This is a genomic window from Catenuloplanes sp. NPDC051500, assembly GCF_044454585.1.
Classification (GTDB): domain Bacteria; phylum Actinomycetota; class Actinomycetes; order Mycobacteriales; family Micromonosporaceae; genus Catenuloplanes.
Window position 1 is genome coordinate 1 of record NZ_JBITDX010000035.1, and the last position, 12,334, is coordinate 12,334.

Genomic DNA, 12,334 nt, shown 5'->3' on the forward strand with positions numbered 1-12,334 from the left:
CGGCGCCTTCGAAATCGCATTCCCAGGCCGCATCACGTCTACAATGGTCTTATAGGGGCAAAAGGATGGTTACACAGACATCCTGACAGGCTCCCGCGGCCCCATCACGGCCAGGATCCCGTCCTCCCACGACGCCCGCAGCATCGGCCCGACCCTGCCCCGCGGCAGCCGGAGCACACCGATCGGCAACCCGACATCCGCCGGCTGCAACCGTCGGCCGATCAGGCCGGGCCGAAGCGTCCGGGCCCGCGCTTCTGCGCCGGCGGGGGCGAGCCCGGCCACCTCACCGACCCGGGCCAGCGACGGCAGCGGATCGTCGGTGCGGCCGCGATGCGCCGCCCACCACAGCGCGCTTCCCACCAGCGGAGCGGCTATGCCGGTTACGAGTGCGGCGAAGAGCACGGCGACCAGCAGCCGGTCGAGACCCGGATACGCGACCTCCCAGCGGCCGTGCAGGACCGCGACGACGAAGTCCTGCCCGAACGGAGGCCCGGCCGGACGCCCGCTCAGCCGCGCGGCCAGGAAACCGGCCGCCCACGCCAGCCAGGTCAGCACGATCGCCGCCCAGAACGTGCCGAGGATGACGAACGGAGTGAGCGGCATGGTGCCCACGGACGAGTTCGGGGTGACCGGGCGTGGGCTGCTCATCGGCGTACCGCCGTGTCGGTGTCGTAGAGGTCCGGTTCGTCGCCGACGAGCCGCATCCCGACCGGTAGACCCGGGCCTTCGCCGGTTTTGATCAGATACTTGCCCCGGCCGGGGTGTACCCGTCCGGGAACTAGTGCTTCGGGCGCGGCCCAGGAGGAGACCAGCCCGCGTTCTGCTGCGGACAGGCGGACCACCGCGCTGATCCGGTCCAGCTCACGGCCCGGCAACGCCGCCAGGATCTTGATCGCGGACCGTTCGAAGAAACCGCGCGCCTTGGCCCGGTCCTCGTCGGTGGGGAGCGCGTCGAGGTCGTCGAGACTGTGGGTGATCATGAGGGTTCCCATGCCCAGCGGCCTCGATAACCGGGTGAGGGCGTCGGCGTGGTCGACGAGGCCGGGTGCGCCGCGCAGCGCCCGCCAGAGTTCGTCCATCACGCCGAAGAACTGCCGTCGGGGTGCGAGCCCGTGCGCGGCGAGCGCCGCGGAGGCGTCCACGACGGCGAACGCGTACGCCCAGGTGCACAGCATCGCGATCGCGACGAGCTGATCGCCGGCTGCGGAGGTCTGGGAGATGTCGACGCTGACGGCGGGCGCGTCGAGGTCGATCGGGGTGCTGGTCGGCCCGTCGAGAACGCCACGCAGCGACCCGTCACACAGCAGCGTCAGCGTCGCGACGAGGTCCGCGGCCTGCCGATCGTGGTCGGCGCCGAGCCTCACCTCGTCCGGGCCTTGGCGGAGCACGGCCAGGACGTCCGGGACGGTCGGCTGCCGGGTCAGACGCGCGTCGAGCAGGTCGACGGACCGACCGAGGAGCACCTCCTCCGTGTTCGTGATCCGACCGCCGCGGATGAGCGTGGCAAGGGCGAGCAGCAGCGCGAGCCGTCGGCCGCGGACTTCCAGGCGCAGCCGGTCCGCTTCCCGCTGCGGCAATCGGTCCAGGGCGGTGCCGAGCGGTCCGGCGTCGAGTGGGTTGATCCGGTCCAGGCCGCGGCCGACCCGGATGACCTGCCCGCCCAGCCGGTGCACGAGCGGGGTGTAGTCCGGTTTCGTGTCGCCGAGGATCAGCACCCGCGTGCCGAACCCAGCCATCCCGGTGATCAGCCGTTTCGCCAGGGCACTCTTCCCAGCGCCGGGCTGGCCGAGCAGGAACATGCCCGGGTTCGTCACCAGCCCGGCGCGCAGCCATTCCAGCGGGTCGAGGCATACGGTCTCGCCGAACAGCAGGTGCTGGCCGATCGGCACGCCCAGCTGCGGCGCACCGGACCCGGCCACGAACGGGTACAAGCCCGCCAGCTGGAGCGTTGTGCCCTGGAACTCGGCGCCCGCGTCCACATGCGCGGCCCGCCCGGCACCAGGAGCGCGCCAGCCCCACGACGGGGCGGTCATCGCGGCCACTGCGTCGCCAGTTGCGGCGGGCAGATCCCGCACGGCAACGTCACCGCGAACCCGGCCGCCTGCCCCGCCCACATCCTGCGCAGCCGGATCCGCGCCGACTCCGCCCGCGCCTCCACCTCCGCGATCGCGTCGGCGAGCTGATCCCGGTCGGTGACGGTGACGGTCGCGAACATCGACAGCAGACCGACACCCGCCCCGGCGGCCTCCTCCTGGGCAGTGCGCAACGCCCGCGCCCGGTCGGCGCGCTCGCGGGCGTTCTCGTCCCGGCGGGACACCGCCCGCATCGCGTCCCGGAACACGGCCGCGTTAACCTCCTGCTCCACCAACCGAGCCGCGTCACCAGCCGGGACCGGCCGATAGATCAAAGACACCCGCAGCGGGTACGGGCCGGGAGCGAGCAACCGGGCCAAGACCTCCGCATGGACCTCGGTCCGTGGTGCCTCGTGCCAGGCCCAGGAGACCGACCAGCCGCTGTCGTGGCGGTAGCAGCCGTACTCCTCGTCGGCAGCGACCGGCCCGGCCGTACCCCAATCCAGATCTTCGGGTTTGTCGGTGAGGTCGTCGAGCAGGGCCGACGGGTCGTAAGCGGCCCGGACGGTGGCCGCGAGACGGTGCGCGTCGGCGCGGCCAAGGACTGTCAGCCCACACGCGGCGAGGGAGTCCTCCAAGCCGGTCAGGAGACGGTCGGTGTCAGCGAGCGCGTCGTCGGTGGTTTGTGGACGTGGGCGGGTGCGGGCCGGGTCGACGGTGACCGACACGTGCGTCTCTACGTCGGCGTCCCGGTCGGCCGCGTCATCGACGAGCTGTTGCAGCAGCAGGCGCGCGGACGGGGGAGCGTCGGGTGCGGTCCGCCCGCCAATGTAGCCGGCCAGGCGGCGGCCAGAGCTCGGGCCGGTGCGCACAGTCACGACGATCCAGCGCACCGACGGCTGGTAGCCGAGGCCGGACAGCCAGCTGCCCCAGTTCGCCACCCACGTCTCGGCCTGCTCCGCATCGGCGAGCCAAGTCGAGGACGCGGCGACCCGCAGCGTCGCCGTCAACGTCCCCGACCGACGATGCCGGACCACCCCGAACATGCCGCCGCCCGCGGCGGGAGCGGCGAGGAGATCGGTGGGGGCGAGCACACCGGGCAGCTGCCAGGCATGTGGGTGAGCGGCCATCACACCGGACCGGTAAGCGGTGAAACCGCGCGTGATCGCCCACGCCCAGCGGATCCGGCGCGCGAGGCCGGCGCCGAGCAGTACACCGTCCCAGCGCAGCACCGTCACCGCAATCAGCAGCCCGGCCGGGACCAGCACGGCCAGCAGCAGCGTGCCGCTGACCGCGCCGGCCGCGGCGACGGTGGTGATGGCGGCGACGACGGTGAGTGACTGTGCGGGGCCGAGGCCGAGCAGGCCCATGCCCCGGCTGCGCCGCCAGCCGCCGTACCGCCGGCGCTCCTGTCCGATCGGCATGTCACTCGCCCTCGGTGCTGGCGGCGGTGGTATCGGCTGCGGCACCGGCGGCACTCGCCACGCCCCGGGCGGCCGTCCCGGCGGCGACCGTAGTCCCGATCACGACCGGGGCGGCGGGACCGGCCGCTGCGGTTGTCCCGGCTGCGGTTCCGGCGGACTGTCCCGTCCCGGCCGTGGTTCCCGATCGTGTCCCGGCGGTCGTTCCCGCCGATGTCCCGGTGCCCCCCGGTGGCGTCCCGGTGTTTCCCGATCCTGGCCCGCCGCCGGTGAACGTCGGCGGACGCACGGGTCCCGGCCCGTTCCCCGGCGGAGGAGGATTCCCGTCGGGGCGCGGGGGCCCGTTGTCGTACCGGGAATGGCTGCTGCCAGGGCCGCCGGACAGATCGCGCAGCGACGCGGCCGCGTGCAGGCCGGCCGCGCCCGCCGACAGCGCGCTGGCGAAACCGCCACCGCCGGATTGCGTGGAGCCGACCGTCCAGGTAAACAGCCGCAGCAGCGCAGGCAGCGCGATCAACGCAACGATCATCAGAGCGACGCCCATCAGCAGGACACGGGGATCGTCGGCGGTGTCGTCGCCTTGCAGCCAGATCGCGGAGGCGTACACCAGGGCGGCGGCCGGTTTGTAGAAGATCAACGCGAGCTGCCAGGCGAGGACCTTGCGCAGCCAGCCGCTCGTCGCCCCGGTGAAACTCCCGGCCGCGGCGAGCGGCATCGCGGGCGCGAGCAGCAGCACGCACACGTCCCGGAACGGCATCAGGACCGCCTGGATCAGCGCGCACACCGTCGCGATCCCGGCGACCACGATCACCAGCAGCACCGGCAGACCGCTGGTGCCGGACTGCGGGACGACCAGGATCGACAGCCGGCGCGCGAAACTCTGATCGCCGACGCTGCCCAGGGCGGACAGCAGCACGAACGACGTGAACCGGTCCGCGCCGTGCAGCAGCAGATTCGTCCCGAACAGGCCCGCCGCCGACCACAACGCGGTGTTCCACAACCCTCGCAACACGTTCACCAACGGGGCCGGCTTCCGGGTCAGGATCAGCAGCAGGCTGTTCCACAACACCCCGCCCACCGCCACCATCGCGGTCAGCGGCAGCAGCAGACCACGCAGATTCGCGACCGCCTCGATCGGCGCGTCACCAGGACCGGTTGCACCATCCGGGAACAGCTTCAGCGAGGGCACCAGCACCCACCAGCTCGCCGACAGATCGATCAGGAATTGTTCGGCCGTCACGATCGACCGCGCGAACTGGCCGAACAGCCCATCCGTGGCGGCGGACATCAGGCAGCCGGTGTCCCACGGCGCGCACACGCTGCTCACCGTGCTCACCGCTCCGCCGGGAACCAGGTGAACGCGGCCGTGTCCGCTACCGTGCGGGCGTCGTCGCCCCACAGGCCGTCGGACGGGGCCACGATCCGCCAGTCACCGCCGATCCACCGGGTCCGTACCGTCAATTCGATCAGGACCGGCTGCCAGGTGCCGGGGCCCTCGATCAGCAGCCGGACCTCGGCGTCGATACCGGATAGCGTCACCTGGTAGCCGCGGGCGACCGCGTAGAGCGTGCCCGCCGGCTCGCCGTAGGGCAGACCGAGCCGAGAACGCGCCTGCTCGTACTCCTCGCCGAGATTCCGCGCCAGCGTGGCAGCATCAGCACCGACCACCTGATCTCGCACCGTCGGCTCGAATACCCGCGGCCCGGCCTGTGGTGATAGACGCAACGTTACGTGCGCCGCCGCGAGAACGGCGCCGAGCTTCGAGAACGCGAACCCGCGCGCCCGACCTGCAGAAACGTCCGCCGGGCCTCCCGACGCGGAGACAGGCAGGCGGGCACCCGCTACCGACACCCAGCGCAGATCACCCGTAGTCGGCGAGACAGCGGCGGACGCCGGGGGAGCGGCGGCCGATCCCGTCTCGCCGGGAATCGGGATCACCATCCCGGACTCCGCCGGCTGCGGCCCGCTGTCGTCCTGCTGATCGTGCATTCCCGCCAGGCCGGCCACCGCCGCGACGATCGACACCACGATCGCCGCGCCCGAAGCCGTCACCATCGCCGTACGGCGGCGGGCTTGTGTCCCGATCTCGTCCCGCATGGCCGGCTACCTGACCACTACGCCGACGATGGTCGCTCCGACCGCCGCCAGCGTCAGTCCGCCCAGCACCCACGGGATCCCCGCCGCGCCGTCCACGGCGGTCGCGGACCGGTTCCGTCGGCCCAGGATCATCATTCCGCCGCAGATGAACATGCCCAGCACACCCGCGACGACCAGGACCCACTTGCCCCACGCCAGGAACGTCTCCGCCACCGGCGCCAGACCTGGAATCGGTACCGGTGTCGGATCCGGCACCAACGGCGTCGGCACCGGAGCGGCCTCCAGCACGGCCATAGCCCAATCCATCAACATCAGCCACCTCCACGCTCCACCACCTGGCACAGACACGCAGGTGGGATGGCGGAAACCTCCATCGATGGAGTTAGCGGCTGCGTAGACACGTCGACCAGATCCAGGCCAACCGGGTCGAGTTACCGGTCAGCAGGTAGCCGCTGGAGGCCCGGACGTGTCGCCAGATGGATCGACAGGGTGTAGCTGTGCGGACCTCGGTACAGAACGGTCATGGCGTAACGCCGAGCGCGACAGCTGGGCTTCAGGAATCGGCGCGGCGCAGGCAGCCCGGGCGATCTGCGCAGATTTTCATCATGTGCACAGGACAGGTGCTTCATACGGATGGATGCCGTTCCGTCCGGGGCGGTGCGGCAGACTTCCCGGCATGCTGGCCGCGGACACGCACCTGTGCATCGACTACGGCACCGCCACCACCACCGCGCTGCTGTCCACCCCGGACGGCCGATCGCTCCCGATCGTCGTCGACGGCGCCACGACCCTCACCAGCGGAGTGTGGTTCGACAACACCACCAGCCGCCTGCTCACCGGTAGCCCCGCTCTGGAGGCCGCCCGGAAACACCCAGAAGGGTGGCTGGCCGAACCGCTCCGGCACATCGGCGACGAGACGATCGAGCTGGCGGGCGTCGCCCTCGACCCGATCGAGATGGTCGCCGCCGTCCTCGGCGGGATCGCGACTCACGCTTCCTCGCTCGCCGGAATGCCGATCGGCAGGCTCACGCTGGTCGTGCCGTGCTGGTGGGGACCCCGCCGCCGTCAGCAACTACGACTCGCGGCTACCAAGACCGGTCTCCCCGCGCCCCGGCTCGTCGCCGATGTTATCGCGGTCGCCACCCACTGGATGGCGTGGTCGGCCTCGCCGGTCAGTACCGGAGCCTGCGCGCTGATCATCAACGCGGGAGCGAGCGGAATCGCCGTCGCCGCCGTTCGGCGTGCTCGACGACGGCGTACAGCTCCTTGCTCACCACACCGTGTCCGGCTCGTCTGCCGCAGAAATCGACGTGGCCCTGGCCGAACACCTCATCACCTCGACCCCGGGTGCTGGCCGGCACCTGTGGGAACAGCTGACCACGCCTCACCACGCTGCCGACCGGCACCAACTGCTCGAAGCGGTCCGGATTGGCAAGGAGAGCCTCGGTCAGCAGCTGGCACGGGCTGCGATCGCGCTACCCGCCCCACATCCGCCGACGGTTCTTGACCGCGACATCTTGGACACCGTGCTGACTGGGGTCCGTCGGAGACTGTCGGAAGCCGTGACCCAAGTCCTCGCCGCCGCGGATATGCACCGAGAAGACCTCACAGCAGTGCTCATCACCGGAGGCCAAGCGTCACTTCCGGGAATCGTCGACACCGTTCGGAACACTGCGGGTCATACGCCGATCAGGGTGTCCCGCCCGGACGCCGCAGCGGACGGCGCTCTACGCATCGCCGGCACGCCCGCCGCTCCACTGGCGGCTACCGCAGGTGCGCAGGTGCCACCGCTGCGGATCTGTTCTGGCTGGCCTGCACTGGTCCCGCCCGGGTTGCTGGCCGTGGCCGCCATGGTCATGCTCGCGCAGACCCTCGACAACAGCGGGGTGAGTGAGTTCCCGGGCGGCGGGGTCGCATACTTCCTGCGGCTGCCGCAACTGGGCATCAGCGGCTTCCTCATCGCGCTCGCCTGCTGGAGCACCGGCATAGCGGTTACCGGCCTGCAGTACGCCGCACCGCGCACACCCAGCGAGCAGGCACTCTATGCCCGGAACTCCCGACGGGCACTGTTCACCGCCGCAGCATCAGGCCTGGCCTTGGCGACCGGCTTCGGCATGTACGTCAGCGCCTACATGAACCTCTACACGGACACGTTCGCCTGGTGGCCGATTCTCTTCGCCCTCCCCATCGTCATCCTCACCACCACGGCAGGCCTGGCCATTACTCGCGTCCCGCCCGGCGGCATACCCCTGTGGATCCGCGGTTACCGCACACCCGCCATCCCATCGCTCATCGCCGCCACCGGCATCCTCATCACCGGAGCAGCCACCCGCGGCGTACCAGACGTCTACGCGCTCAGCCCGCTCGCCAGCGCTTCCGCACGCCTCGGCATGCTGATCCTCGGCGCAGGCATCGGCCTCACCATCGTCCATGGCCACGTCAGCCGGGTCATCGCCGCCACCGTATTCGGCCTCAGTTTCGCCGTCCTCTTCACGTGGCGAACCCTCAATCACTACCACTGGATCTTCGCCGCTGCCCCGCCTGGTGGGTCCTGACCGCAATGTTCCACGCGATCCGCAGCCTCTCACCCGCCCTCAACGAACGTGCGCAGCGATTTTTCCGGTGAAAGGCCGAGCAACTTGGTGCTGGTGCTGGCCTACTGCTCCTACGTACGCAGGCGGACCCGCTCACCAGACCCCGGACCCGAGCTCATCCGCTCGGCGCACATTCCGCCGCTGCTGCGCCACCGCCTTCCGCGCTAGCACCCGCCCCGCGACCCGAGCGTCCCGAACGCGCGGACACGGAGCGGACGGCACCACCGCCCGCGGTCGAGGACACGCCGGAGCCGGCGCAGGCCGCGGCGGAGTCCGATGAGACTGATCTGTTCGACCTGGTGCTTCCGGTCACCGCCACGCTCGCGACGTCCGGGCTGCTCGCGGCGCTGCTGCTCATCCAGCTGCGCCGGCAGCGCCAGCACCGCCGTCTGCCTGCGGCGCCACAACCACAGACCGAGACGACGGTACGCGCGGCAGCCCGGCCCGCCGACGTCGAGCGCCTCGACCACGCCCTCCGCGCCCTCACCCACCTGCTCCGCGACACTCCCACAGAAGACCTGCCGGACATCATCGCCGTCTGGATTAGCTCGGACGCCTTGCATCTGATCCTCACTACTCCCGCCGGCGCAGCACCATCACCATTCATCACGGACCCGGCCGGCACCCGATGGCTGCTCGCCGCCGAAGCCGTACTGCCGGCCGTCGACGGCGACGAAGTCGCGCCGCTGCAGACGCTGGTCACCGTCGCCTCACACCCGCAAGGCCACCACCTGCTCATCGACCTCGAACGCGTCGGCACCCTGTCGCTCACCGGCGACCCGCGGCAGGCCGCGGACATGCTGCGCTACCTCGCCACCGAACTCGCCACCAGCACCTGGTCTGACGACACCGACATCATCGTGACCGGTCTGGACTCGGCAGACGTCGAACACCTCATTGCTCTCGGCGGTCACCGCCTCCGCACGGCATCCGCGACCCAGGCGCATACGCTCATGCAGCACCGGACTGCCACCTCCTCGGCAGACCGACTCGCCGCACGGATCTCGCACGCCCACGACGCACAGCCAGCTCCGCTCGTCATCCTCGCCGCTGGCCCTGACACTGCGACCGCTGTGGGACTCCCTGGACACGCGCTCCACGATGCGGAAGCCATCGCCGCTACCTCCCGCGCCGACATTCGATTCATGCTTCGGGTCGACGCTGACGGCACCGTCGACCTGGACTGGCTCGACCCGACCGGGCTCTACGCCACCGGCCTACCTGCCGACCAACTCGCCAACCTCGCGCGACTGTTCCGCAGCGCACAATCCCGCCAGCCGACTGTATCCGCGCCCGTTGACGAGCCGGTACCGGCCGCGACGGAGGAATGGGCCGACGGCACCGATGCCCACGGGCACCTTCTGCCCGCCCCGGGCGTCGTCGCTCCCGCCGCAGAACCGGCCGACACCACACGGCCGAAGCCCGCACCCACGGCAGCGACCGGCACTCGCCGGCGCCGGGCACCAGAAGACGATGCCGCACTCGACGCGGATCTTGCGGATTGGCACAACCCAGCGACCACCCGCCTGCGAATCGCGATTCTCGGCCCAGTCGATGTCCAAGCGGTCGGCCCGCCACCCGACGAACGACTCCGGTTCCACCGCGAGATCGTCGTCTACCTCGCATCCCGCGGACGACACGGCGCCACCGGCGAACAACTCGACGCCGCCCTCTGGCCCGAGACTATCGTCAGCCCACGAAGCCGCCGCGTCGCCATGAGCCGCACCCGCCGCTGGCTGGGCGAAGCACCCGACGGCCAGCCCTGGCTCCCACCGAACAACAGCATCGACCGCACCTAACCACCTCCACGACGGCTACCTATTCGACTTGAACCTCTTACGACGCCTGCGGACCCGTGCCGAAACGAACGGGCCGGATGGCGCTGAGGACCTCCGTCGCGCGCTCGAACTCGTTCGCGGCCAGCCACTCGCGGGCGCCGACCTCACCCACTCCACCCGCTACCGCACCCCGTACGCCTGGCTGCCGGACAGCGCCATCCAGCCCCACCACCTCGTCTCCGCGATCGTCGACACCACCCACCAGCACGTCGCCCTCTGCCTCGAAACCGGCGACCTCGCCAGCGCCCGCTGGGCCGTCGACATCGCCTGGCAAGCAGACCAGCAACGCGCCGAAGGCCACCCCTGGCTCGACGCCATCCGCATCGCATACCAAGCGGGACACTACGTGGAGGTCCGCACCCTGCTCGACGACCTCGTCCAAGCCCGAGACGCCGAAGTACCGGAAGACCTCAGCGCCGCGACGTACCGCGAGATCATCACCCTGATGCCGGACATCGTCGGATCGCGCTGATTCGGCGTCGCGCACGACGAAAACCCGGTCTCAAAACGACACCATCGGAGTATGGCGATCTAGTGACATGAGCGAGGATGATCGCCGCGTGCACGCGACGATCGCGCTTGTCGATGACCAGGTCCAGGAGCTGTCCTCGCTTTACGCCTGGCTCCAGTCGGACGATGAATTCCGGGGCCGGGTCACGGCGATTGCCAAAGACCTGCGGCCAGGCGAGATGGGTGGGGCGACTGATGCGCTGGTGGTCGCGCTGGGCGCCGGTGGGGCGATCAGTGTCCTTGTCTCCGCGGTCAGCGGCTGGCTTACGGCCCGGCGTACCAGGCTCAGCATCGAGATCACCGATGCTGGTCGCAGTCGACGGGTGGAAATCGACGCGGCCAATGCCGGAGTGGCGGCGCGGCTGTTGCGGGAGGCATTCGAGGTGACGGGCGGTCAGCCATGACCACGCGCCTGCCGGATCGGCGTCGGTCCAGCGTCCTGCTGGTGGGAGCGGCCCGGTTCGCTAGCGATGCGATCACCGATCTGCCGTCCGTGGCGAACAACGTCATGGTGCTGGCCGAGGCCTTGACCGATTCCTCTACTGGGATCGTGGACTCCAGCCGCTGTCGTCGGCTGATCGACCCGCGCACGCAGGACGAGGTCGGTGTCGCGCTCGACGACGCAGTCAACGATGCCGCAGACACCTTGATCGTCTACTACGCCGGGCACGGTCTGCTCACCCCGCGCGGCGTACTTCACCTCGCGGTCGCCAACACCGATCCGGCCCGTGTGACGTATTCGGCCGTGCCGATTGACTGGATCCGTCTTGCTCTGGCGGACAGTCCGGCGAAGAACCGGATCCTGATCCTCGACTGCTGCTTCTCCGGGCACGCGGCGGCCGCGATGACCTCCGTTCCCTCCGCGGTGACCGCCGCGATCGACATCAGCGGCACCTACACCGTCACCTCCGCGCCAGCGACCTCGACGTCGATCGCGCCGCCCGGTGAGCGCTTCACGGCGTTCTCCGGCGAACTCCTCAGGGTGCTGCGCAATGGCATTCCGGGCGCCGGTGACCTGCTCTCGATGCGTGACATCTATACGGCGCTCGTCCGAGGGCTGCACTCCCGCGGCATGCCGAAGCCGCAACACCTCGGCACCGGGCTCTCCGACCACATCGCGCTCGGCCTGAACCCGGCCGGCAGACCTTCAGCCCGCCGTGAGCCGCCTCCGCCGCCGTCGGCCGTGCGCGCAGAGCAGAGCGACGTGGACCTGCAGGCACTTGAGAAGCGGTTTCATGACGCCCTTGTTGCCGGCTACCGGGCCATGAAGCGCGAGCTGAACTACAACGCGACCATCTACATCCGCATGATCTCCACGTCGGGCGGGCTCGGTGCCGCACGCCAGCTCATCCATGCGACCTCGGTGTCCAGTGGGTTTACCACGCTCTGGGAGAAGGGCCGCCTCGACCTGACCGTCGAGGCCTTCGTGCTGCGGGAGCCGTGGTCGGCCCTCTTCACCGACGAGGAACTGCGGATCGCCCGCGACCGGCTCGCCGAGTACGGCTACCACCCGGATTGACTGGAGACCGGCGACATGCGGTCGCCGGGCTGCCGAGGACGGCCGACTCACCTGTCATGGCGCCGCCGCGCAGCCCACCGACGCGCTGATCTCACACCAGCGCGGCATCGCTCCAACGGCAGATGGGCGACCAGAGCCTTCACCGTGCCCTTCGCGACTGGGGCAGGAGATCCTCGGCAAGCCTGATTTCCGCTGATCAGAGGACGCTTCTCTACTGCGCGCCAACCCTTAGTCAGCCATACGGAGGCCGAGGTTAGAGTTCGATCACGCGACCGCTCTGCAG

The 12,334-nt window shown here is 70.2% G+C and carries 12 protein-coding genes; 5 read left to right on the forward strand and 7 right to left on the reverse strand.

The window, feature by feature from the left end; genetic code table 11:
- Positions 1 to 69: 69 nt before the first annotated feature.
- The 7 genes from ACIA8K_RS38415 to ACIA8K_RS38445 form a co-directional block, all read right to left on the reverse strand.
- Positions 70 to 648, reverse strand: a complete 579-nt coding sequence (locus ACIA8K_RS38415; RefSeq protein WP_396068417.1) for a hypothetical protein — start codon at positions 646 to 648, stop codon at positions 70 to 72.
- The gene (locus ACIA8K_RS38420; protein ID WP_396068418.1) at positions 645 to 2,033 is read right to left on the reverse strand and encodes a hypothetical protein; all 1,389 of its coding nucleotides are present in this window, start codon (positions 2,031 to 2,033) and stop codon (positions 645 to 647) included. The genes ACIA8K_RS38415 and ACIA8K_RS38420 overlap by 4 nt, the downstream gene beginning before the upstream one ends.
- Positions 2,030 to 3,496 carry an SCO6880 family protein gene (locus tag ACIA8K_RS38425; protein WP_396068419.1) on the reverse strand — a complete coding sequence of 489 codons (1,467 nt, stop codon included), beginning with the start codon at positions 3,494 to 3,496 and terminating at the stop codon, positions 2,030 to 2,032. Before ACIA8K_RS38425 ends, ACIA8K_RS38420 begins: the two co-directional genes overlap by 4 nt.
- Before the next feature lies 1 nt (position 3,497).
- The gene (locus ACIA8K_RS38430) at positions 3,498 to 4,820 is read right to left on the reverse strand and encodes a hypothetical protein (protein ID WP_396068420.1); all 1,323 of its coding nucleotides are present in this window, start codon (positions 4,818 to 4,820) and stop codon (positions 3,498 to 3,500) included.
- Between the two features lie 5 nt (positions 4,821 to 4,825).
- The gene (locus ACIA8K_RS38435; protein WP_396068421.1) at positions 4,826 to 5,590 is read right to left on the reverse strand and encodes a hypothetical protein; all 765 of its coding nucleotides are present in this window, start codon (positions 5,588 to 5,590) and stop codon (positions 4,826 to 4,828) included.
- 6 nt (positions 5,591 to 5,596) lie between these two features.
- Positions 5,597 to 5,884: a hypothetical protein gene (locus ACIA8K_RS38440; protein WP_396068422.1), complete on the reverse strand. Its 288-nt coding sequence runs from the start codon at positions 5,882 to 5,884 to the stop codon at positions 5,597 to 5,599.
- Between the two features lie 414 nt (positions 5,885 to 6,298).
- Positions 6,299 to 6,427, reverse strand: a complete 129-nt coding sequence (locus tag ACIA8K_RS38445; RefSeq protein ID WP_396068423.1) for a hypothetical protein — start codon at positions 6,425 to 6,427, stop codon at positions 6,299 to 6,301.
- A gap of 404 nt (positions 6,428 to 6,831) precedes the next feature.
- On the opposite strand from ACIA8K_RS38445, the gene ACIA8K_RS38450 reads away from it, so the two are divergent.
- From ACIA8K_RS38450 to ACIA8K_RS38470, 5 genes are all read left to right on the forward strand, one after another.
- Entirely contained in the window at positions 6,832 to 8,145 is a 1,314-nt protein-coding gene (locus tag ACIA8K_RS38450) for an Hsp70 family protein (protein WP_396068424.1), read from the forward strand.
- A 338-nt stretch (positions 8,146 to 8,483) separates the two neighbouring features.
- Positions 8,484 to 9,983, forward strand: coding sequence for a hypothetical protein (locus ACIA8K_RS38455; protein WP_396068425.1), 1,500 nt, complete (start codon positions 8,484 to 8,486; stop codon positions 9,981 to 9,983).
- Positions 9,984 to 10,011: 28 nt separating this feature from the next.
- Positions 10,012 to 10,494, forward strand: a complete 483-nt coding sequence (locus tag ACIA8K_RS38460) for a hypothetical protein (RefSeq protein WP_396068426.1) — start codon at positions 10,012 to 10,014, stop codon at positions 10,492 to 10,494.
- Between the two features lie 67 nt (positions 10,495 to 10,561).
- Positions 10,562 to 10,936 (forward strand): hypothetical protein, encoded by a 375-nt coding sequence (locus tag ACIA8K_RS38465; protein ID WP_396068427.1) that lies wholly within the window; start codon positions 10,562 to 10,564, stop codon positions 10,934 to 10,936.
- Positions 10,933 to 12,051, forward strand: a complete 1,119-nt coding sequence (locus ACIA8K_RS38470) for a caspase domain-containing protein (RefSeq protein ID WP_396068428.1) — start codon at positions 10,933 to 10,935, stop codon at positions 12,049 to 12,051. The genes ACIA8K_RS38465 and ACIA8K_RS38470 overlap by 4 nt, the downstream gene beginning before the upstream one ends.
- The last annotated feature ends 283 nt before the right edge of the window (positions 12,052 to 12,334 follow it).

What these genes read in the sequence shown, in the direction of transcription:
- ACIA8K_RS38415 (WP_396068417.1), bottom strand. Translation starts at nt 648, where the DNA reads ATGAGCAGCCCACGCCCGGTCACCCCGAACTCGTCCGTGGGCACCATG.
- ACIA8K_RS38420 (WP_396068418.1), bottom strand. Translation starts at nt 2,033, where the DNA reads ATGACCGCCCCGTCGTGGGGCTGGCGCGCTCCTGGTGCCGGGCGGGCC.
- ACIA8K_RS38425 (WP_396068419.1), bottom strand. Translation starts at nt 3,496, where the DNA reads ATGCCGATCGGACAGGAGCGCCGGCGGTACGGCGGCTGGCGGCGCAGC.
- ACIA8K_RS38435 (WP_396068421.1), bottom strand. Translation starts at nt 5,590, where the DNA reads ATGCGGGACGAGATCGGGACACAAGCCCGCCGCCGTACGGCGATGGTG.
- ACIA8K_RS38440 (WP_396068422.1), bottom strand. Translation starts at nt 5,884, where the DNA reads ATGGCCGTGCTGGAGGCCGCTCCGGTGCCGACGCCGTTGGTGCCGGAT.
- ACIA8K_RS38465 (WP_396068427.1), top strand. Translation starts at nt 10,562, where the DNA reads ATGAGCGAGGATGATCGCCGCGTGCACGCGACGATCGCGCTTGTCGAT.
- ACIA8K_RS38470 (WP_396068428.1), top strand. Translation starts at nt 10,933, where the DNA reads ATGACCACGCGCCTGCCGGATCGGCGTCGGTCCAGCGTCCTGCTGGTG.